We start from the raw sequence: 19,835 nt of genomic DNA, 5'->3' as shown, positions 1-19,835 counted from the left end.
ATCGAGGAGGCCCCGGCCCCCGGCCTGTCCCAGGAGCTCGACGAGGAGGTCCGCGCCCTCGCCGTACGGGCCGCCCGGGCCGTGGCCCCAGTCCTCATGGGCGAAGACGCGCTGCCGGTCGGCCCGGCACCGCCCGACGTGGGCGGCGATCCCGGCCGGGCCCGTCTCGCCCTGGGGAAGGTGGTCGCCGTTGACGAGGACGCCCCCGGGTCGCAGCAGCACGGCGAGCTGCCGGTAGGTCGCGAGCAGGGTGTCGTGGTCGAGGTAGTGCAGGGCCGTGGTGGAGACCGCGGCGTCCAGGGGCCGGTCCAGATCCAGGGCCCACGTCCAGCCGGGCGCGCCGATCTCGGCGTCGACGTAGCGGGCCGCGTCCGGGTGGTGGGTGCGGCCCAGCTCCAGCAGGAGGGGGTCCCGGTCCACGGCCACGATCTCCGCGTCCGGCAGCCGCCGGATCAGCCGGGCCGCGAGGGAGCCGGGCCCGCAGCCGAGGTCCACGACGAGGGGTGGATGCGCACACCCCGCCGTGGCGTGCTCGACGACATCGGCGATCACCGTGAACCGCTCCTCGCGGTCGACGGCGTACCGCTGCTGCTGGAGCTCCCAGCGCTCCACCCATCGCTCCGCCGTCGCCAGACTCAGCCCCATCCGGTCGCGCCACCTCGCCGTATCGCACCTGACTCCTGACGGTCAGAGCCTACAGGTGGAAACGGTTCCCATTACGCATAGTCGGCGGTGTCAGGGGAGTGAGGCGAGAACCGACAGCAGCCGGTCGATCTCCTCAACGGTGTTGTACACATGCAGACTCACCCGCACCGATCCGGTCTTCTCGCCCGCGTCGCCCTGGCAGTGATGGTCGGAGCGGACCATGAACCCGTGGCTGAACAGGATGAACCCCAGGTCGCCCGAGTCGATGGCGTGGTGCCGCAGGGTCACGATGCCCTGGCGGCGCTGCACGGTCGTACCGGCGGCCAGGCTGAGCGGGCAGCCGAGGACCTCGTACGCGTCCAGCCGGCGCAGTCCCTCCGTGAGGCGGGTCGCGAGGTCGGCCGTCCAGCGCTCGATCCGGTCGAGACCGGCCGCGTCCAGCCAGTCCAGGGCCGCTTCGAGCGAGGCGATGCCCACGGTGTTCGGGGTGCCGCTCCAGCCCCCGGGCACGAACGCCGGCCCGCGCGCCTGCCGGGCCCACACCGCCCCGGAGCCGGGCAGGGCCAGCGCCTTGTGGCCCGAGAACACGACGAAGTCCACGTCCAACTCGGCCACGGAGACGGGCAGATGGCCGACGCTCTGCGCGGCGTCCAGGCAGATGACCGCGTCCGGACCGACGGCCTCGCGGATGCGCTGCACGTTCATGTCGCCGCCGTACACATGGTGCACATGGGTCGTGGCGACGAACCGGGTGCGTGGGCCCGCCCGTTCGGCCAGCGCCCGGTGGTCGTAGTCCCGCGAGCCGCTCTGGTACGGCATCGGCACCACCCGGACCCGCACGCCCTCGCGAGCGAGCAGCCGCTGGGCCTCCAGCCACGGCACGATGTTGGCCTGGTGGTCGGCGTCCGGGACGACGATCTCGTCGCCGTCGCGCAGGAAACCCGGCAGCCAGTCACGGGCGACGGTCCGCAGCCCCTCGGTGGTGCCGCCGGTGAAGTGGACGGCGGAGCGCTCCGGCCGTACGTCCCCGAGGAAGCGCGCGACGCGCTCACGGGTCCGCTCGACCAGCTCCGTGGTCCGGTTGGCCCAGGTGTAGGTGCCACGCGCGGAGTTGGCGTTGGACGTCGTCAGATACGTCTGCACGGCGTCCAGCACGGCCTGCGGCTTCTGCGCCGTGGCAGCGCTGTCCAGGTACGCCAGCTCCGGATGCCCGGTGACGATGGGGAACTGGGCGCGCAGCGCCCGCTGCCACAGGTGCGGATCCTCACGGGTGAGCGGTGCGGTCATGCCGGTCAGTCCCGCACCAGGGGCGCGCCCGCGTCCCGCCAGGCGATGATGCCGCCGGCCAGGCTGCGCACGTCGGGGTGGCCCATCCGGGTCAGCAGCGCCGCGTAGCGCGCGGACTGCTCACCGACCGGGCAGGCCAGCAGCACCGGCTGACGACGGCTGAACGGCAGGCCGCCCCGCACGAGTTCCGCGAACAGCTCGTCGACGATGTTGACCGACCCGTCGATGTGCAGCGCCGCGTACGCGTACGGGCTGCGCAGGTCGACCACGAGCGGCCGGTCGGTGTCGATCCAGCGCCGGGCCTCGGCCACGCCGATGGACGGCGCCCGGCCGACCTCGGCGTCGGACAGGTCGGCGGGCGAGTTCTTCCGGGGCGGCCGGCCCAGCAGATCGGGGCGCCGCTGCCGGACGTAGCTCAGGTAGCTCTCCACCCGGTCGCAGACGATGAACACGGCGGTCCGTCGCTCCTCGGACTCCTGGTCCAGCGCCCGCAGATGACGGACCGCGCCGAAGTAGGCCGCCCCTCCGGTGGGCCCGCCGAGGATGCCGCAGCGGCGGTTCAGGGTCAGCATCCCCTCGATCGCCTCGTCGGCGCTGACCGATTCCATCGTGTCGTACGTGTCCGGGTCGAACAGGCCGACCTCCTGCACCTCGTCGATGGTGCGGATCCCCGGGATGAAGTCGGACTTGGCCGCCACCAGCCCGACCACCCGCACCGACGGGTCTTCCTCGCGCAGGGCGCGGGCGACTCCCGTGGAGGAACCGGCGGTGCCCACACAGGCGACGAACCAGTCCGGTACCCGGCCGTCCAGGTCCTTGACGATCTCCGGCCCGGTACCGGTGAGATGGGCCTCGGTGTTGCGCGGGTTGAAGTACTGGTCGGTGTGCAGATAAGCGCTGCCGGAGGCGGACAGCGTCCGGTGGAACAGGGTCAGCGGATCGTCCGTGGCGGTCGGGTCCAGGCACTCGCTCTGCCCCGGCAGCTCCTCGATCTCCGCGCCGAGCAGCAGCAGGAGGTCCTTGATCTCCGGCACCCGCATCCGGTTGGTGACGCTCTTGAAGCCCAGGCCGTGCATGCCCGCGATGAGGGCGAGGGCCTTGGCGGTGTTGCCGCTGGACAACTCGACGACCTGGCTGCCGTGTTCGACCGCCTCCGCCAGCAGGGGCCCCGCCATGCTCCAGGCGGCCCGGTCCTTGACCGAGCCGAACGGGTTGAGCATCTCCAGCTTGGCGTACAGGTCGATGTTTTGAAGGCCGTGCACGGCCGGGTCTATCCGCACCAGAGGGGTGTTGCCTATCGCCTCGGTGATGCTGTCGTACCTCACTGAGCTCCCCTCGAGGGCGTGATCGGCCAGAACTGGTCGTCCAGGCACCAGCGCCAGGCGTCGCCGTCCTGCCAGGCCGCGACCTTGCGGGCGGCGGGCTGGTGCTGGGCGCGCGTGGCGTGGAAGTCCATGGCGTAGCCCGCGGTGTTGGCGAAGGCCAGCAGGTCGCCGGGTTCCGGGCGGTGTGGCAGGAACACCGTGCGCCGGGTGATCAGGTCGCTCTCCAGGCAGAGACTGCCGAAGAGGTGCACGGCGACGGGCCCCCCGCCCGGCCCGGCTCCACCGCGGGGGAGGACGACCGGGTCCATCAGCACGCCGTGGTCCTCCAGGGCGATGTCGTCCGCCTTGGCGGCCAGCCGTACGAGCAGTGGCCCACCGGTCTCCTGGCCACGGACCTCCAGAACTCGCGCCAGCGAGAGTCCGCACTGGTCCAGCAGAGCCCGGCCGGGCTCGGTGTGCAGGTCGTACAGGTGCTCCAGCAGCAGCGCGGCCAGTGGCCGCCCGCCGAGTGAGGCGGCGGGCTGGGCCAGCAGCTCGTCCAGGTAGGCGGCGCCGGCGACGGGCCGGTGGGCCGGGTAGAGGCCGAGCGTGCCGCGCAGGGTGCCGGACTCGTTGCGCAGCCCGTAGCCGTGCCCGCCCCACGTCAGCGGCGGACGCCGGCCGAGGACGGCCGCGGTGAGCCCGCTCGTGTACGCCTCCCACTGCTCCCGCTCGGCGAGATAGCTGACGCCGAACCCGCCGCCGACGTCCACGGCCCGCGGCCGCAACCCCCGGCTCCGGCACAACTCCAGTGCGGCCAGGCACCCTTCGAGGGCGGTCGCCTTCTCCGCGACGCTCGTCGTGTCCAGATGGAAGGCCACCCCCACCGGAGCGACGGCGTCGGCATGCCGCTCGACCGCCTCCAGCAGCAGCTCCAACTCCCGTACGGGAGTGCCGAAGCGGCTGCGCCGGCTCAGCACCTTCACCCCCGACGTCTCGAAGCCCGACAGCCGCAGCAGCACCCGTACCGGCGCGAGCGCGTGCTTGCGCACCAGGGCGGCGAGCTGGTCCAGTTCGGCGGCGGCGTCGACGCTGACCGTGACTCCCGTACGGGCCGCCAGCCACAGGAACTCGGGGTTCTTCGGACCCGTGGCCGTGATCCGGCCGGCGTCGAACCCGGCACCCAGCGCGTGCTGCAACTCGCCCAGCGACGCGACGTCCACGCCGGCGTCCGTCGCGGCGAGCCGCCGCAGCAGCGCACTGGACCGGTTGGCCTTGTGGGCGTAGAAGACCTGCCCCGACAGATGGTGCGCCCGGTAAACCGACCGGAACCGCTCCAGGTTCTCGGCGATCTGGTCCGGCACCACGACGTGCAGGGGGGAGCCGAGCGCGTCGATGAGCGAGTGCAGCGTGCCGTGCGCCGCCATGAGCGACCTCAGCCGTGGCTCCAGCCGCGGTTCGAGGTACAAGGGCCTGCCCTCCATGCGCGCTCCCCCTCCTGAAGCCGCTGCACCCGGCATCCGGGCACGTCGGACACTCCCCGCGTATCGCCGTATGACCCATATCCATTCTTCGGTCGCTTTACGCCCTGTAAGGCCCGGGCCCGGGCCTCGGTCGGTGTGAAGCGGATCACGGACGGGGGAGCGGCGCGCGCCGGGCGCGAGGCGGCGGCATCCGCGGCCCACGGCCCGTGACGGGCCCGCCAGGCGCAGCACGCATGTGCCTCTCGCCCCGGGGGTACTCCGCGTCGAGACCGGCAACCGACCCGTCCGAGGAGGGACGTGGACTGGCATCCGCTGCGGCTCACCACCCCCGTCAAGCAGCACGTCTTCGGCGGCCGGGCCATCGCCGGGCGACTGGGCCGCACCGGGCTGCCCGACGGGCCGGTCGCCGAGACATGGGAGGTCAGCGACGTCGAGGGCGATGCCTCGACCGTCCTGGACGGCCCTCTCGCCGGGCGCACCCTCCGGCAGGTCATGGCCGAGCACCCGGTCGAACTGCTCGGCCCCCGGCTCCCGCCCGGCCCCCGCTTCCCGCTGCTCACCAAGTTCATCGACGGCCGCGGGGCACTCCCGGTGCATCTGCACGCCGACGACGACACCGCCCGGCGCCTGGAGGGCGAACCCCACGGCAAGACGGAGGCCTGGCACGTCCTGGACGCCGCACCGGGGGCCACCGCCCTGGTCGGCGTACGCGCGGGCGTGGACCGCGACACCCTGCACCGGGCGCTGCTGGCACAGGACTTCGACGCGGTCATGCGCCGCCTGCCGGTCCGCGCGGGACAGACCGTCTACGTCCCCGGCGGCACCCTGCACAGCTTCGGCCCGGACACCCTCGTGTACGAGATCGAGCAGACGTCCGACATCCAGCAGCACGCCATGCGCAGCCGCATGGAGGACGGCTCGCCCGTACCCGACCACGAGTGGCACGACAACCTCGACCGTCTCCTCGACGAGTGGCGCCCCGGCCCCCGACCCGAGTTCCACCCCGGCCTCGGCGTCCGCATGGACGACGGCGTCGTACGCACCGTGCTCTGCGCCGGCCCGCACTTCACCCTCGAACGCTGGTCCGCCGGCACGGCGACGCCCTGGTCCTACCGCTTCTCCACCGTGCGGATCCTCACCAACGCGGGCGCCCCGGTCACCGTCACCGCCGGCTCCTGGACGGGCCCGTTGGACCGCGCCCGCACCCTCCTCCTGCCCGCCGTCCTAGGCGAGGTCCGCATCGAGGGCCCCGCCGACGTCCTGATCGGCTACGTCCCCGAACCGGAGCGCGACATCCGCGCCCCCCTCCTCGCCGCCGGCCACGGCCCGGCCGCCGTCGCCGCTCTCGGGGAGGGGCTCGGTCCGCGGTAGCGGGCCGGTGACAATCGGGACCGATCCGTAGCAGGCCCGCAGGGCAACGGGTGCGGCCGGTGGTGGGTCGTACAGGGGGCAAGGGCCAAAGCCCGCGCACCCGACCGGGAAAGCCGGGGGAAACCGATGGGGGAGACCATGAAGATCCGTACCCGAGGCATCCGTACCACCGTGGCCGCGCTGGCGGCGGTCGCCGCTGTCGCCGCAGCCGCCGTGCCGGCCGTCGCGGCCACCGAACCGGCCTCCGACACGCCCCGGTTCCTGGAGCCGGCCGAGCTGCCGCCGCACCCGGCCTCGCCCTGGTACGCCGGTCCGGTCACCGCCGGCCAGCCCGACCCGCTGCCGATGTGCGTGGGCGACGCGCTGCCGTCCATCACCACGCACCGGGACTACTGGACGGAGTACGACACGAACGCCCAGCAGCTGACGGTCGAGGGGCGCAGCGAGCAGTGGGCGAAGGACTTCGCGGCACTGCTGCGCAAGGACCTCGCCGGCTGCGCGAAGAAGCTGATGCAGCAGGACCCCGACATCACGGCGACCCAGAAGTACTACGGCCGGCTGAACGTGGAGGAGGGTGCCGACGTCTACGGCATCCACACCGCCTCCGCCTGGGGCTCCTCCGACATCGGCCTCTTCTCGGTCGGCCGCGACGGCGCGACCGTGACGGTCGTCCGCTGGGGCCAGATGGGCAACTTCCAGCACGCCCAGGTGGCGGACTTCAAGGCCACGACGGTGACGGCGGTGAACAAGCTGTACTGACGGGCTCAGCCGCCCTGCCCCGCCAGTCCGTCGTGGCCGTCGTACACCAGCAGCCCGTCGTCGCGCAGCCGCACCCCGGGCGTCGGGGTGTGGGTGCTCAGCCGCCCGTCGTGCATGAGGTGGCGGGCCGGGACGCCGCGGGCCACCACCGCGAAGTCGGCGATCAGCCGGCGGTGGCAGCGCCACCAGACCGCCTCGCTGCACATGACGGCCGTGCGGGCACCCGCCGCCTCCCGCAGCAGGCGGTCCATCGCGGACACGAACGCGGGGGAGCGGGTGTGGGCGGCGTACCCGCGGAAGGACTCGTTGCGCCACACGACGTCCGGACTGTCCGCGGGCAGCGGGCGGAACCCGCCGAGGGCGGGTTCCCACCGGTAGGCGATGCCGGCCGCCGGCATCCACTCGGCGAGCCGCTCCCGCAGCAGATCTGGGTTCCGTCGGCTCCCGGGAGCGGTCCGCACGTCCACGACGGCCGTCACGCCTGCATCACGCAGCAGCTCGCCGATCCGGTCCCGGTCGGCGGTGCTGTGCCCGAAGGTCAGCAGGAGCGCGTCCACAGGTCCGGACTTTCCCGTTTTCCCGGGCCCACACCTGAGTACGCGCTCACTGTCGGATGTCCCGGAAGGGACCAGCAGGCCCTGTGACCTGCGACGCTCCGCCGACCTGAGCCTCTGGCCCGCGCAAATGTGCCGCGCGGGCGGCCGCGCCGCGAACAGGACCCCGCTGCCCTGCTCCCTTCCCCGTCGAACGGGCGGACTCGACGCCGGGGCCGCGTTCGGGAGCGGCGTCCTCGTCGAGCGTGCGAAAAGCCGCCGCTGCCTGGTCACGCGTGACCCGGACCAAACTCTTGACAATTGCTGATCGGATTCTTGTGCCTTTCTTTACACAGGAGGGTGATAGCTTCTCGCCCGTCCGCGGATATTGCACCGTCTGAAAAAAGCCCGCGCAAACCGCAACTGACACTGTGTCACCGACGCCGCGCGGCGCCGGTTGGGGGGAGAGCGATCATGACAGTCAAGTCTGCCCGCGCCAAGCTGGCTGCGGCCGGAACCGTCCTTGTCGCGGGTGCGTCGCTATTGTTCGGCGCCGCACCCGCCCAGGCGGCCACCTACAACGTCAGTGACAACTGTGACGTTCCGTGGATCACCTGCTCGTACGGTGATTTGTGGCTGTTCTACAACTCGAAGGACATCGCCATCCAGGATGGCTACATCAAGTCGGCGTACACGACGTTCTACAGCAACGTGTCCGACCACTGGGGTACAAGCCAGTACGAGGGTTCGTCGCTGTCGACCTACCGGTACGTCTTCGGCAACGGCGGCAATGGCAACGGCCAGTACATGAAGAACAACGCGGCGTCCGTGCAGAACTGCGCCGAAAGCGACAACTACCGCGTCTACTACAACTCGGGCTACGGCGGCACCTCTCAGTACTTCGCGAAGAACGGCCCTTACGGAGACTGCAACATCACCGACCTGATCTCCGCCCTGAAGAACAACAACGCCTCCTCCCACTTCGCGTAAGAAGGACTCCCGGTGAAGAACATCAAGCGGACCGCCACCGCCGTAGCCCTGGCCGCTTCAGCTCTCCTGGTCAGCGCCTGCTCCTCCGTCACGAGCGCGCACACCACGCAGAACGCGGCTGACGGCAGACCGATCGTGAACAAGGAGAACTGGCCCGAGAAGATCCCCACCCGTGGCCTGACCAAGGGTCTGACCCTCCCACTGGAGGCGTACATGGACTCCTACGAGGACCAGGTCACCGTCGAGCAGGCCGCCGACGATCTTCAGCAGTCCTGCATGAAGGACTACGGCATCGACCTGACGCTGCCGCTGGCAGGCGCCAACCCGCCGCCCAGCGACAACGACGCCAACATCGAACGCCGTTACGGCATCACCGACCGGGCCGAGGCCGAGAAGTACGGCTACGAGCTCCCCCCGGCGCTGCAGGAGCACACCGAGCAGACCGTGCGCGATCTGTCCGGTGTCGAGGTCGAGGTCCTGACCGGCCATACCAAGCCCGAACCGCCCAACGCGGTCAAGGCGGGAGAGCCGGTCGCCGCCCCGAACCGGGGCACGAAGCCGGCTCGGGCGGAGTACAACGGGAAGAAACTGAAGACGGGTGGCTGCGTCGGCTGGTCCAAGGAGCAGCTCGGTGTGAAGGACGCCGACCCGACCTTCGTGGCGCAGCTCGCCGGCGACAGCCTGGAACAGTCCCTGAAGGACGACAAGGTCATCAAGGCCACCGCCGCCTGGTCGTCATGCATGGACGGCAAGGGACACCAGGGACTTGCCGATCCGTACAAGGCCATGGACCAAGGGGTCACCAACGACGGCAAGGCGACGCAGGAGTCCATCGCGCTGGCGGTCGACGACATCGACTGCAAGACGCAGACGGACCTGGTGAAGATCTGGTTCGGTGTGGAGTCGGCGATCCAGGACAAGCAGATCGGCGACAACAAGAGCCGGCTGACCGGCATCAAGGAGCAGCACGGCATCGAAGTCGCCGCTGCGAGCAAGCAGCTGGCGGATTCCGCCCGGTGAGGACGGGTGCAGTGGCGCTCGGACCGTGGATGATCCGGGCACTGTGCCTGACAGCGGCGTGCGTGCTGGCCGCCGGGTGTACGGACGGCGCCGCCGACAAGGCGCCCGCGTCGCGGCGGCCGGTGACTCAGAGCGCTGAGCAGGGCAGTCCGCAGGCACGTCCATCGCCCGTGCCATCGGTGCACTCCGAAGGCCGTACGCGAGTGCTGGTGTACGGAGACCTGACCGTGCGTGCCGCACCGGAAAGCAACGGTGTGCGTACCGAGATCGAGGTAGCCAACACCTACGAGCGGAAAACCACGTACTCGGTCCAGATCAGCATTGCCGACGGTGCGGGCTGGACCGCGTACAACCGGTTCTGGCTTCAGGACGTCCCTCCGGGAAAAACCGGGCGGGAGAATGCGCTGATCGGCTCGAAAGACATGGGTCCGGTTCCGCGGGTACCGAAGATTTACGTCGATGAGTTCACTCCCATCGTCGATCGGAAATAGGAATTGAAGGGACGTCCGGCCGGGGTTTTCCGGTCGAGCGTCTTTGCGTGGGCGAGTCGGCCGCTGACTGCTGACCGTCTGACGCGGCGTGCGACGCCCTGATTCGGTGCGCAGTGCCGTCATTCCCAACTCTCAAGTGAAACGGGAAGACAGGGGATTTGTGTCTTGAGACCTGGACGAAGAATTCACAGACCTTTGATCGTCATAGCGGCGTGCACCGCGTTGGGCGGTGGTCTGTTGAGCGCGGCCCCCGCATTCGGCACGCCGGGCGGCGAATCCGGCTCGAAATCCAAATCCGGCCACAACCTTTGGTCGGACACGTCTACTTCCCCCAAGGACTCCGCGTCCGCGCCGTCCTCCAGCCGGATCAAGGACCCGGGCAAGAAGCTCGGCAAAGGGTGGAACACTTCGCAGGACCGGGCGGTGACGGCCGCCGCGGACGCGGACGGCCTGCACATCCTGGTCGCCGACTCGAAGAAGGCGTACGCGTGGAAGACCGCGGCGATCCTGGCCGAGCCGGGCATGCCGGCCGATTCCTGGATCGGCAACCAGTGCCTGATGGACCGTGACCACGCGGCTGTCGTCTACGCGCCGCGTACGTTCACGAACAAGCCCGACCTGTTCCAGGGCGGGGCCTTCACGGCCGTCGTCAACACCAGCACGGGCTCGGTCACCAAGCTCGGGTTCACCGCGTCACTCGCGTACTTCGACCCGACGTGCAACTCCTCCGCGCACACGGCGGCGTTCACCACCTACCGGGACATGAACGACCCGGACCGGACGAAGACCCGCGTGGTCACCGTGGACACGGCGGGCAGGCAGCTGACCCAGGCGTCGGTGAAGGGCGAGATCACCTCGGCCGCGCCGGTCACCGGCGGTGCCGTCGGCGCCCTCGGCCGTAATCTGGTCCGCCTCGGCGACACGGGCAAGAGCACGTCGGGCAGGACGAAGAAGGTGACGTCCGCGGACGCGGTCGCCTTCGACATCCGGCCGCTGGACGCCGACGGCAAGAAGATCGCCTTCGTCGAGCGCGGTACGAAGAAGCACACGGTGAAGATCTGGCGCGGCCACGGCAAGGCGGCCACGGTGGCCTCCGGCAAGCCCGGCGCACTCGACCTGGCCGCCGGCGGGCCCGGCACGGCGTATCTGACGGGCAGGACATCCGGTGCCGTGCACACCCGGGGCACGGGCATCACCCGGCTCGACGTGCCGGCCGGCACCGACGTGTCCACGCAGGGCCGGTTCGCCGTCGACCCGGTCCTCACCCCCGGCATGAGGGCCGGTCTCGACCGCGTCCAGAAGGCCGGACGCGGCTTCACCAGAACCACTCGGGCCAAGGCGGAAGCGCCGGCCGTGTCACCGAAGACGCTGGCGAAGACGGAGCCGACCACCATCACCGCCACCGCCACCACCACGGGCACCGAGGTGACCCAGAAGGTGGCGCCGCAGGCGGCCGCGGGCACCGAGAAGTCCTCGCCCGCCCTGGGCAAAGGCACCAAGCCGGTCACGGAGAACGCACCGGCCGGCCTCCACACCCAGCTGGAGCGCACATCGCTCGCCGCCACGACGACGGACACCGACCCGGCACACGACCCGACCGACCCGGACCGCTGGTGCTCGGTCTCCCGCAACGACGTCGACGCACAGGCGCTGCAACCGACGCCGAACCAGGTCGAGTGGGCCGTGGACATGGCCGTGCGCGGTGATCTGACCGCCGGCTACATCCGGCAGGGCGACTACCGCGGCCAGGCGGGCCTGGGGACGGTCGACCCGCAGGGGCTCTTCCCGAAGCCGACGCTGAACGGTGCCGCCGGCGCCCGGATCCCGGTCAACGTCATGCTCGGCATCCTGGCGCAGGAATCGAACCTGTGGCAGGCCGAGTCCGGCGCCATCCCGGGCCAGATGGGCAGCCCGCTGGCGGCGGTGGACGGCTACTACGGTCACCAGAGTGGTGGCACGCTCGCCGACTACTGGAAGATCCACTGGGACAAGTCCGACTGCGGCTACGGCGTGGGCCAGGTGACCGACGGCATGCGAATGGCCGGGCACGAGAAGGACAACGAGACCTCACTGTCCCCGGGGAAGCAGAAGATCGTCGCCGTCGACTACGCGAGCAACATCGCCGCGTCGATGAAGATCCTCGCCGACAAGTGGAACGAGGTGCACACCGCAGGCCAGACGGTCACCGTCAACAACGACGACCCGGCCAAGGTGGAGAACTGGTTCACCGCCGCCTGGAACTACAACCTCGGCTTCAACGCTCCCGGCGCTCCCGGCACCCCGTGGGGTCTCGGCTGGTACAACAACCCGGCCAACCCGGTGTACAAGAACGACAAACCGTTCATGGACACGACGGTCGACCCGGACGCCAACCACGACGCGGCGCACCCGCAGGACTGGCCGTACGAGGAGAAGGTGATGGGCTGGGCCGCCTGGTCCATCGACACCGGCTTCTCCTACGCCACCTCGGGCCGCCAGGACTGGGCGGGTGAGTCCGGCTTCTCCTCGGCGGGCTTCCGCCCCGCCTGGTGGATCAACGACGTCCAGCGCTCCCTGGTCTCCCCGCCCAAGAGCACCTTCTGCAACGTTCACAACGGCTGCGACCCGGCCAACCCGCCGGACTGCCCGGACGCCGCCTGCTACGCGCAGTACTGGTGGAACCAGTCGAACGCGACCTGGAAGGACGACTGCGCCACCACCTGCGGAAACGAGAACATCAAGTACCAGACGCTGATCTCCGAGCCGGGCCGCGGCTACCGTCTCAAGAACGGCACCCCCGTGTGCAGCGGCGCCCCGTCCGGCTCCACCGTCGTCGCCTCCGTGTCCGATGGCACTCCGACCTGGAGCGACTGCGGCGCGATACGGTCCGACGGCACCTTCCGCTTCACGTTCTACGCGGACGCCGACCAGCACTACGAGGCCAAGGCGGACCTGCACCAGATCGGGGGCGGCTACGGCGGCCACTTCTGGTACACGCACACCCGCGACGACGCCCATCTGGGTGGCACGACCTCCGGCCCGATGACGATCCGCGGCACGTGGATCCCCAACGGCACCTTCGACCTCGCCAAGGTCTACGTGCACGTACCGGACACCGGGGCGCAGACGAAGCAGGCGCATTACAGCGTCTCCGGCGTGGCAGGGGGCACCCGCGACGTGGTCGTCGACCAGGACGGCAACAACAACACGTGGGTGTCGCTCGGCGCGTACAAGTTCACCGGCACACCCAGCGTGACGCTGGTGAACTACGCCGACGGCGGGACCGCCGACCAGGACGTCGCCTACGGCGCCGTCGCCTTCCAGCCGGTGCAGGGCACGTATGTCTCGGACACCGTCGAGGCGGACGCATTCTTCGACGAGGACCAGAACATCGACGTCCGGCCCGAGTCGAGCATCTTCGACACCCCGCTGAAATCGCGTCAGGCCCTGCACGACTGGGCGCTGGACGTCTCGGGGAAGATCACCGCCCTGCCCACCTGCATCGACACGGCTGGCTCCCCGACCTGCGTCAAGCCGGAGACCAAGGCCGCCGCCCAGCGGTGGCACGACGAGGTGACGCAGGCCGGCACCAGCACCACCGATCACCCCGACGGCTCCAGCGTCCCCGCCTGGATGCACTTCGCCAACCCGTACACCAAGCGGCCCGCCTCCGACAGCAGGCCGGACTGGTTCGGCACGGACGACGGCGCGTACAAGATGTACAACAAGGCCACCGTCTCGTACGTGAAGACGGCCGACGGGAAGATCATCCAGGGCAGCGAGAGCGTGTCCTACGACGACCGCACCGCCGACACCCACATCCCGGATTTCGTGCGGGAGTTCTTCGCCGCGCTCCAGACGGACTACGGCACCACGCCGCCGGACCTGGACTACACCACGACGGACCTGAACGTCCACGACGGAAGGGCGACCACCACCGCGACCAACAGCAACGGCATCCTGCCCGGACGCGCATACAAGTCGATCGGCGTGAAGCCCGTGATCACCGACGACAACGACAACGTGGTCACGGACGCGAGCGGCACCTGTGTCGCGGTGATGCACACCGCGGGCGGCTCGATCGGCTACCGCAGCGCCCTGGCGGACAAGTCGCTCACCGACAGCGTGCAGGACTGGGTGAACCGGGTCTCGAGCGACACCGGCTCGTCCGACAATCCCATGGCGCTGATGTCCCAGGAGATCCGGAACATGTTCTTCAAGCCGGGCGTCACCGGGTCGATCTTCGGCGAGGCCCCGCCGATCTGGCAGGAGCTGGACTTCAAGAGCTGCGCCGACGGCACCGTCAAGCAGGTCAGCGGTGCCTCGATCCTGCGCTCCAGCTACATGCCGAGCCAGTACCTGTACCGCAACGACAAAGCCATCGACCTGACCGGTGCCTTCACCGGCTCCAGCGCGCCGATCACGACGGGCGACTTCTACCACTTCAGTGGTCCGGCCTCCCCGCCGAGCACGGACGACCCGTACGCGAACTGCACCATGACCGGCGGCCATTCGGGCAACCCGTGGGACATCGTGGTCTACGCGCCCGACCCGAACCCGGGCATCGACCCGGACACGGCGCACTTCTGCAACGCGCCGGACAAGACGCCCGACGCCCCGTACACGCGGTAGTCGCGCGCCAGGACGGAGCCTGGTCGCCCACGGCGTCCATGCAGAGGCTCGTTAGAGTGAAAGTGGCCCCCGAGACCGGGGGCCACCCCTCCTTTGTGAGAGATGAGCGAGGTGCCCACCATGGCCGCCGCAGCACTGCTCATAGGCTTCGCCATGTTCTTCTTCGCCCCGGTCGTCCCATGGCTGCTGTTCCCGATGCACCGCCGGGCAGGGGCCGCCGCCGCGGCGGTGTGGGGGGCGGCGCTCCTCATCCTGACCACTGTCGTCTGGGACGGGGCGTTCCTCGCGTCGGCGCTCCTCACCGCCTTCTCGTGCTGCGTCCGCCTCGTGGTCGAGGCCGTCGGCACCCTGGAGGAACCGCGTGCACGGCGCCGCGCCCGCCACTCGGAACGCCATGGGGCGCGCGTCGCTTAGACGGAGTTCGGCGGCATCCGATCGTCAGATGTCCCGGAACGTCTCGATCTGCGCCCCGATCGAGTTCAGCCGCTCCGCCAGGTCCTCGTAACCCCGGTTGATGACGTACACGTTGCGCAGCACCGACGTGCCCTCGGCCGCCATCATCGCCAGCAGGACGACCACCGCGGGACGCAGGGCCGGCGGGCACATCATCTCGGCGGCGCGCCAGCGGGTCGGGCCCTCCACCAGGACGCGGTGGGGGTCCAGGAGCTGGAGCCTGCCGCCGAGGCGGTTCAGGTCGGTCAGGTAGATCGCACGGTTGTCGTAGACCCAGTCGTGGATGAGGGTCTGGCCCTGCGCGACCGCCGCGATGGCCGCGAAGAACGGGACGTTGTCGATGTTCAGGCCGGGGAACGGCATGGGGTGGATCTTGTCGATCGGCGCCTCCAGCTTGGAGGGCCGGACGGTGAGGTCCACCAGCCGGGTACGGCCGTTGTCGGCGAAGTACTCGGGCGTGCGGTCGTGGTCGAGGCCCATCTCCTCCAGCACGGCCAGCTCGATCTCCAGGAACTCGATCGGCACCCGGCGCACCGTCAGCTCCGACTCGGTGACGACGGCCGCCGCGACCAGGCTCATCGCCTCGACCGGGTCCTCGGAGGGGGAGTAGTCCACGTCCACGTCGATGGTGGGCACGCCGTGCACGGTGAGCGTGGTCGTGCCGATGCCGTCGACCTTGACGCCGAGCGCCTCCAGGAAGAAGCAGAGGTCCTGGACCATGTAGTTGGAGGAGGCGTTGCGGATGACGGTGATGCCGTCGTGCCGGGCGGCCGCGAGAAGGGCGTTCTCGGTGACCGTGTCGCCGCGTTCGGTCAGGACGATCGGGCGGTCCGGGCTGACCGCGCGGTCCACCCGGCCGTGGTACTGGCCCTCGGTGGCGGCGATGTCCAGGCCGAAGCGGCGCAGCGCGATCATGTGCGGCTCGACCGTGCGCGTGCCGAGGTCGCAGCCGCCGGCGTACGGCAGCTTGAAGTGGTCCATGCGGTGCAGCAGCGGGCCGAGGAACATGATGATTGAGCGGGTGCGGCGGGCCGCGTCCGCGTCGATCGCCGCGAGGTTCAGCTCGGCCGACGGCACGATCTCCAGGTCGACGCCGTCGTTGATCCACCGGGTGCGCACGCCGATGGAGCTCAGCACCTCGAGGAGCCGGTACACCTCCTCGATGCGGGCGACGCGGCGCAGCACCGTGCGCCCCTCGTTGAGCAGTGAGGCGCACAGCAGCGCCACGCACGCGTTCTTGCTCGTCTTCACGTCGATGGCACCGGACAGCCGGCGCCCGCCGACCACCCGCAGGTGCATCGGACCGGCGTAGCCGAGCGACACGATCTCGCTGTCGAGGGCCTCCCCGATGCGCGCGATCATCTCAAGGCTGATGTTCTGGTTGCCGCGCTCGATCCGGTTGACGGCGCTCTGGCTGGTGCCGAGCGCCTCGGCCAGCTGCGACTGCGTCCAGCCACGGTGCTGCCGGGCGTCACGGATGAGCTTGCCGATGCGTACGAGGTAGTCGTCTGCCATGAGGCTGAGGTTATCTCAGATATGAGATGACACTCGATCGGGGGGTCCGAACGGGTGACACGACGTCAGTCCCGTCCGGGATCCTCAGTGTCGGCTCGCCCTCGTGGTGCGCCGCCATCCGAAAGGTCCGGGCAGATCCATCGATGTCGTACGACGTCCTGTGCTGCTGCGGGTGTGGCGCGGGCCGTTCTTTCCGCCGCCGGTGGTGATGGACCAGGAGCGCTTGTTGATGTTCAGTCGCACCCCCGGAAGGATCCGGAAACTCTTGCGGAACGTGAGCGGCATGCCTGTCTCCTCCTCCGTTGTGCATGGATACGCGGTTCGGATACCTGGTTCGGATACCCGGGAAAAGGGCGCGCATGACCGCATGAGGGGCGCCGGGGCATGACCATCGGGCGCTCGTGTACTAGAGTTATCTCGACATCGAGATATCTGCCGAGAGAGCACCGCAGCCGCACGCCGCCATCGAATCCGGCGGTAAGGGTGACCTAACTTAGCCTTACCTTAGCGGATCGGCCAAGATGCCGTGGCGGCAGGATCGTGGTGGTACGCGCACATCAATGAAGGAGACTGTCGTGTCGGCGAACAGCTTCGACGCCCGCAGCACGCTGCAGGTGGGCGACGAGTCGTACGAGATCTTCCGGCTGGACAAGGTGGAGGGCTCGGCCCGCCTTCCCTACAGCCTCAAGGTCCTGCTGGAGAACCTGCTCCGCACCGAGGACGGCGCGAACATCACCGCCGACCACATCCGTGCCCTCGGTGGATGGGACTCGCAGGCCCAGCCCAGCCAGGAGATCCAGTTCACGCCGGCCCGCGTGATCATGCAGGACTTCACCGGCGTTCCCTGTGTCGTGGACCTCGCGACCATGCGTGAGGCCGTCAAGGAGCTGGGCGGCGACCCGGCGAAGATCAACCCCCTCGCCCCGGCCGAGCTGGTCATCGACCACTCCGTCATCGCCGACAAGTTCGGCACCAACGACGCCTTCAAGCAGAACGTCGACCTGGAGTACGGCCGCAACAAGGAGCGCTACCAGTTCCTGCGCTGGGGCCAGACCGCCTTCGACGAGTTCAAGGTCGTCCCGCCCGGCACCGGCATCGTCCACCAGGTGAACATCGAGCACCTGGCCCGTGTCGTCATGGTCCGCGAGGGCAAGGCCTACCCGGACACCCTGGTCGGCACCGACTCGCACACCACCATGGTCAACGGCCTCGGCGTGCTCGGCTGGGGCGTCGGCGGCATCGAGGCCGAGGCCGCCATGCTCGGCCAGCCGGTCTCCATGCTCATCCCGCGCGTCGTCGGCTTCAAGCTCACCGGCGAGCTCCAGGCGGGCACCACCGCCACGGACCTCGTGCTGACCATCACCGAGATGCTGCGCAAGCACGGCGTCGTCGGCAAGTTCGTCGAGTTCTACGGCGAGGGCGTCGCCGCCACCTCGCTGGCCAACCGCGCCACCATCGGCAACATGTCGCCGGAGTTCGGCTCCACCGCCGCGATCTTCCCGATCGACGACGAGACCATCAACTACATGCGGCTCACCGGCCGCAGCGAGCAGCAGCTCGCGCTGGTCGAGGCGTACGCCAAGGAGCAGGGCCTCTGGCTCGACCCGGCCGCCGAGCCCGACTTCTCCGAGAAGCTCGAACTCGACCTGTCGACCGTCGTGCCGTCCATCGCCGGCCCGAAGCGCCCGCAGGACCGCATCGTCCTCGCCAACGCCGCCGAGCAGTTCGCGCAGGACGTGCGCAACTACGTCAACGACGAGTACGAGGCCAGCAAGGAGTCCTTCCCGGGTTCCGACGCGCCCTCGACGATCCCGAACGGCACCCCGTCCAACCCGGTCACCGTGACCGCCCCCGACGGCTCGTCGTACGAGATCGACCACGGTGCGGTGACGGTCGCGGCCATCACCTCCTGCACCAACACCTCCAACCCGTACGTCATGGTCGCCGCCGCGCTGGTGGCCAAGAAGGCGGTGGAGAAGGGCCTGACCCGCAAGCCGTGGGTCAAGACCACCCTCGCCCCGGGCTCCAAGGTCGTCACCGACTACTTCGAGAAGGCGGGCCTGACCCCGTACCTCGACAAGGTCGGCTTCAACCTCGTCGGCTACGGCTGCACCACCTGCATCGGCAACTCCGGCCCGCTGCCGGAGGAGGTCTCCAAGGCCGTCAACGACCACGACCTCGCGGTCACCTCGGTCCTGTCCGGCAACCGGAACTTCGAGGGCCGGATCAACCCCGACGTCAAGATGAACTACCTGGCGTCCCCGCCGCTGGTCGTGGCCTACGCCCTCGCCGGTTCCATGAAGGTCGACATCACCCGGGACGCCCTGGGCACCGACCAGGACGGCAACCCGGTCTTCCTGAAGGACATCTGGCCCTCCGAGGCCGAGGTGAACGACGTCGTCGCCAACGCCATCGGCGAGGACATGTTCGCCAAGTCCTACAGCGACGTCTTCGCGGGCGACGCCCAGTGGCAGGCGCTGCCCATCCCGACCGGCAACACCTTCGAGTGGGACACCGAGTCGACCTACGTGCGCAAGCCCCCGTACTTCGAGGGCATGGCCCACGAGCCGGCCCCGGTCGAGAACATCTCCGGCGCCCGGGTGCTGGCCAAGCTGGGCGACTCGGTCACCACCGACCACATCTCCCCGGCCGGCGCCATCAAGGCCGACACCCCGGCGGGCAAGTACCTCACCGAGCACGGTGTCGAGCGTCGTGACTTCAACTCCTACGGCTCCCGCCGAGGCAACCACGAGGTCATGATCCGCGGTACGTTCGCCAACATCCGCCTGCGCAACCAGATCGCGCCGGGCACCGAGGGCGGCTACACCCGCGACTTCACCCAGGCGGACGCGCCGGTGTCGTTCATCTACGACGCCTCGCAGAACTACCAGGCCGCCGGCATCCCGCTGGTCGTCCTGGCCGGCAAGGAGTACGGCTCCGGCTCGTCCCGCGACTGGGCCGCCAAGGGCACCGCGCTCCTGGGCGTCAAGGCCGTCATCGCCGAGTCCTACGAGCGCATCCACCGCTCCAACCTCATCGGCATGGGCGTCCTGCCGCTGCAGTTCCCGGAGGGCCAGACCGCCGCGTCCCTCGGCCTCACCGGTGAGGAGACCTTCGACTTCACCGGCGTCGAGGAGCTCAACAACGGCACCACCCCGCGCACGGTGAAGGTCACCACCGACACCGGCGTCGAGTTCGACGCGGTCGTCCGCATCGACACCCCCGGCGAGGCGGACTACTACCGCAACGGCGGCATCATGCAGTACGTGCTGCGCAGCCTGATCCGCAAGTAAGCGGACCCGGCGGCAGTTCGAGGGCCGCGTTCCCGGGTGACCGGGGGCGCGGCCCGCGCCGTTCGCGGACCGCCCCGGC

At 69.7% G+C, this 19,835-nt stretch carries 15 protein-coding genes; 8 read left to right on the top strand and 7 right to left on the bottom strand.

Features of this window, described 5'->3' with window-relative positions; all coding sequences use genetic code 11:
- From ABT116_RS15115 to ABT116_RS15100, 4 genes are all read right to left on the bottom strand, one after another.
- Positions 1 to 645 (bottom strand): class I SAM-dependent methyltransferase (locus tag ABT116_RS15115; RefSeq protein WP_351632777.1); only part of this gene is annotated, 645 nt, incomplete at its 3' end.
- 90 nt (positions 646 to 735) lie between these two features.
- A complete protein-coding gene (locus tag ABT116_RS15110) occupies positions 736 to 1,932 on the bottom strand; it encodes an aminotransferase class V-fold PLP-dependent enzyme (RefSeq protein ID WP_351632774.1) in 1,197 nt (398 codons plus the stop codon).
- Positions 1,933 to 1,937: 5 nt separating this feature from the next.
- Positions 1,938 to 3,257 carry a pyridoxal-phosphate dependent enzyme gene (locus tag ABT116_RS15105; protein ID WP_351632771.1) on the bottom strand — a complete coding sequence of 440 codons (1,320 nt, stop codon included), beginning with the start codon at positions 3,255 to 3,257 and terminating at the stop codon, positions 1,938 to 1,940.
- Positions 3,254 to 4,720 carry an alanine racemase gene (locus tag ABT116_RS15100; protein WP_351632768.1) on the bottom strand — a complete coding sequence of 489 codons (1,467 nt, stop codon included), beginning with the start codon at positions 4,718 to 4,720 and terminating at the stop codon, positions 3,254 to 3,256. Before ABT116_RS15100 ends, ABT116_RS15105 begins: the two co-directional genes overlap by 4 nt.
- Positions 4,721 to 5,017: 297 nt before the next feature.
- Here ABT116_RS15100 and ABT116_RS15095 point away from each other — a divergent pair, with 297 nt between their 5' ends.
- Both ABT116_RS15095 and ABT116_RS15090 read left to right on the top strand, forming a co-directional pair.
- On the top strand, positions 5,018 to 6,091 hold the full coding sequence (locus tag ABT116_RS15095; protein WP_351632765.1) for a type I phosphomannose isomerase catalytic subunit: 1,074 nt from the start codon (positions 5,018 to 5,020) through the stop codon (positions 6,089 to 6,091).
- A gap of 126 nt (positions 6,092 to 6,217) precedes the next feature.
- Complete coding sequence (locus ABT116_RS15090) at positions 6,218 to 6,850, top strand: hypothetical protein (RefSeq protein ID WP_351632762.1); 633 nt, start codon at positions 6,218 to 6,220, stop codon at positions 6,848 to 6,850.
- Between the two features lie 5 nt (positions 6,851 to 6,855).
- On the opposite strand, the gene ABT116_RS15085 is transcribed toward ABT116_RS15090, so the two are convergent.
- Positions 6,856 to 7,407: a DUF488 domain-containing protein gene (locus ABT116_RS15085; protein ID WP_351632760.1), complete on the bottom strand. Its 552-nt coding sequence runs from the start codon at positions 7,405 to 7,407 to the stop codon at positions 6,856 to 6,858.
- Between the two features lie 450 nt (positions 7,408 to 7,857).
- On the opposite strand from ABT116_RS15085, the gene ABT116_RS15080 reads away from it, so the two are divergent.
- From ABT116_RS15080 to ABT116_RS15060, 5 genes are all read left to right on the top strand, one after another.
- Positions 7,858 to 8,373 carry a hypothetical protein gene (locus ABT116_RS15080; RefSeq protein ID WP_351632758.1) on the top strand — a complete coding sequence of 172 codons (516 nt, stop codon included), beginning with the start codon at positions 7,858 to 7,860 and terminating at the stop codon, positions 8,371 to 8,373.
- Between the two features lie 12 nt (positions 8,374 to 8,385).
- Positions 8,386 to 9,393 (top strand): hypothetical protein, encoded by a 1,008-nt coding sequence (locus ABT116_RS15075; protein WP_351632756.1) that lies wholly within the window; start codon positions 8,386 to 8,388, stop codon positions 9,391 to 9,393.
- 11 nt (positions 9,394 to 9,404) lie between these two features.
- Entirely contained in the window at positions 9,405 to 9,884 is a 480-nt protein-coding gene (locus ABT116_RS15070) for a hypothetical protein (protein WP_351632753.1), read from the top strand.
- A gap of 237 nt (positions 9,885 to 10,121) precedes the next feature.
- Positions 10,122 to 14,495, top strand: coding sequence for a golvesin C-terminal-like domain-containing protein (locus ABT116_RS15065; RefSeq protein WP_351632750.1), 4,374 nt, complete (start codon positions 10,122 to 10,124; stop codon positions 14,493 to 14,495).
- A 120-nt stretch (positions 14,496 to 14,615) separates the two neighbouring features.
- On the top strand, positions 14,616 to 14,909 hold the full coding sequence (locus ABT116_RS15060; protein ID WP_351632748.1) for a hypothetical protein: 294 nt from the start codon (positions 14,616 to 14,618) through the stop codon (positions 14,907 to 14,909).
- Positions 14,910 to 14,933: 24 nt separating this feature from the next.
- Here the strand turns inward: ABT116_RS15060 and ABT116_RS15055 are convergent, their stop codons facing one another.
- Together ABT116_RS15055 and ABT116_RS15050 are read right to left on the bottom strand one after the other, a co-directional pair.
- Positions 14,934 to 16,463: a helix-turn-helix domain-containing protein gene (locus ABT116_RS15055; protein WP_351632745.1), complete on the bottom strand. Its 1,530-nt coding sequence runs from the start codon at positions 16,461 to 16,463 to the stop codon at positions 14,934 to 14,936.
- Between the two features lie 84 nt (positions 16,464 to 16,547).
- The gene (locus ABT116_RS15050) at positions 16,548 to 16,748 is read right to left on the bottom strand and encodes a DUF4236 domain-containing protein (RefSeq protein ID WP_351632742.1); all 201 of its coding nucleotides are present in this window, start codon (positions 16,746 to 16,748) and stop codon (positions 16,548 to 16,550) included.
- A 290-nt stretch (positions 16,749 to 17,038) separates the two neighbouring features.
- Between ABT116_RS15050 and acnA the strand changes: the two genes are divergently transcribed.
- Positions 17,039 to 19,756, top strand: a complete 2,718-nt coding sequence (gene acnA / locus ABT116_RS15045) for an aconitate hydratase AcnA (protein ID WP_351632739.1) — start codon at positions 17,039 to 17,041, stop codon at positions 19,754 to 19,756.
- The last annotated feature ends 79 nt before the right edge of the window (positions 19,757 to 19,835 follow it).

Origin of the sequence: Streptomyces sp. NPDC002130, assembly GCF_040296465.1 — a bacterium.
Taxonomy (GTDB): Bacteria; Actinomycetota; Actinomycetes; order Streptomycetales; family Streptomycetaceae; genus Streptomyces.
Note: the sequence above shows the minus strand (reverse complement) of the source record. Positions and strands in the feature narration are given on the sequence as shown.